The following is a 2,307-nucleotide window of genomic DNA, read 5'->3' as shown; positions in this document are numbered from 1 at the left end:
ACTTCCGGTTTATGGACAAGATGGCTGCGTAAAATTTTCAGCGTCTAGGTCGGGCAAAAAAATCGTTAATTATTATAACGTACGAGCTGTGACAAAGTGTACAGTATTTAAATATTTTAAAATGTCCAATACAAACATGTATGATCCCAAATTGATATCCATAATGCAAGAAAACGTAAATGACTACAAACAGTATGAACAATGCATACCCCCCAAGCTAAAAGAAGCATCGGGTAAAGCAAAGAAAATATGTAACTTTGAGGAAATTACCTCACATATATATGAAAAAGACGCCCATATGTGCGCATTTAGAGTTCCACAAAATAAATGCATGGTGTGGATAAGAACACTCGGGGCATACTACTATGAACTTTTGGGCAGTGATCCCGATTACGAGATCACGTGGAAAGACGACTCCGAAGTCATGGAAGAAGTCAAATCTATCCAAATAGAAGTAAATAAACCCTCTCAATCTGAATTAGCAAATGACTTACAGTTCAAAATAACTATATTTTTGAAAACTGGCACAATTCAAGCACAGGGGCGTAATTTTGAACAATTTGAGAAATCTGACTTTCCCATTTTGATTAACATTGTAAATCAAACCAGTGCAGGAAAAATATCAACAATACCGGTACCAGATACTGAAACAACAAAGTGCAGGTATCAAACAAAAGTTAAAACCCCTGAGATAACGGATGAGACGGAATTAAAACTACTAATGGGGTCAGAATCATGTAATGAAAGTGAGACTGTCAAGAATTCTACAAACTCACAAATACAAGGTACACCAGAAAACTTAATAGCTATGATTCAAGGAAAATTTCAAAGGCAGTTTGATGAACTCAAATCGAATATTGATAAAAACAAACAGAGTGTTCAATCAATCGAAACAAATCTTATACAAGCCGTTGACAAAACATATCATCAGAATACCGATTTGATTAATGAAAAGTTTAAGGAAAGTCAAAACCAGATTATATCTGAAATATCACGCCATTTGGATGGGAAAATATTAGATCACTTGTCTAAATATATAAACACATTGAAACCCACCACTGAAAAAACACATGAGCAGGATACAAAAAGGTTTAATGAGGCTATAGGTAAATTAGAATCCAGGAACAAAGATTTAACTCACAAACTAGAGAAGGCTGAACATGAAAAAAACTTACTAGAAGACAAATTGAGAGATGAAAAACAAGCACACGAGATAACAAAAAACCAGTATAAAATGTACAGACAAAGTGAATCGCAGGAAGAGAACTTCCTGTCAAAACGTCTCGACTTGAGAAATAAAATGGTAAGCGACATGGAAATATCAGTAAACAACTTAAAAAAACTCTTAGAGGAAAAGGAAGAAGAGGCTATTAGTTTGAAAATCCACTATGGATCTGTACATACTCCAGGTCAGTTTGAAAATCAAAAACATAAAAACTCAGTAGATATCTCTGAACAACAACCCATGCCAAAACAATCAAAACCTAAAATCATTCTCATGGGAACATCTAACACTGAGCATATCAAACCAGAAAAATGGTCAAAATATATGACAGAAAAGGAAACAACATACACAATCAAGGAGGCCAAGGAAAAACTACTTCAGTATGTACCATCAGATAATGATATTCCATCAGTCATAGTGTATCATGTCCTTACCAATGACTTAAAATCAATGGACGCTAGTCAGTGTGTTAGTAGAATGTCAGATCTTATCAATGTGTCATTAGAAAATTTTCCAAATACTAAAATAATAGCCTCTCTTGCAACACCTCGATCAGATAACAATGATTGGAATAATAATGCTGAACTTATAAATGTACTGTTGAAACAAAAGTATAGAAATCATGATAAAGTGTATCTTTCTGATAATAGTAACATAGGCGTGGATGGACTTCCAAAGAAAAACATGATACATGAAGATGGCTATCATCTCACATCAGATGGTGTAGCAATGTTAGCTGCAAACATCAAACATGCAATTGATAGAGTGTCACAGGCGTCCGGTGATTCTCGAGGAAGCCCGACCCGACGAGGAGGTTTATCATACCGTGACAATTTCCAGAGGAATAGACAAGAGAATTATTATCCGCGAAGTGGTTATTTTTCACGAGGGAGCACACAAGGCTCTTCTCATAGATATAACAATCCAAGATATAATCAAGGAGGAAATCGGGGTGATACAAATAGAGTCGGACCTCGATTTCAACGATTTGGACGTTGGGACTGAATTTTACCTCATACATTCTAAATTCAGTTTTTGATATTGTATATTACCAGACTGCTGGGTTTAGTTTTTGTTTTTTG

General features: G+C 35.2%; 1 protein-coding gene. It reads left to right on the top strand.

Annotation, left to right across the window (positions count from 1 at the left end; translation table 11 throughout):
* On the top strand, positions 1 to 2,230 hold a 2,230-nt coding region (locus PSN35_RS07165), incomplete at its 5' end, for a hypothetical protein (RefSeq protein WP_300031471.1).
* Between the last annotated feature and the right edge of the window lie 77 nt (positions 2,231 to 2,307).

It is taken from the genome of Candidatus Thioglobus sp. (assembly GCF_028599055.1).
In the GTDB taxonomy this organism is placed as follows: domain Bacteria; phylum Pseudomonadota; class Gammaproteobacteria; order PS1; family Pseudothioglobaceae; genus Thioglobus_A.
This window is presented reverse-complemented; position numbering and strand designations above follow the sequence as displayed.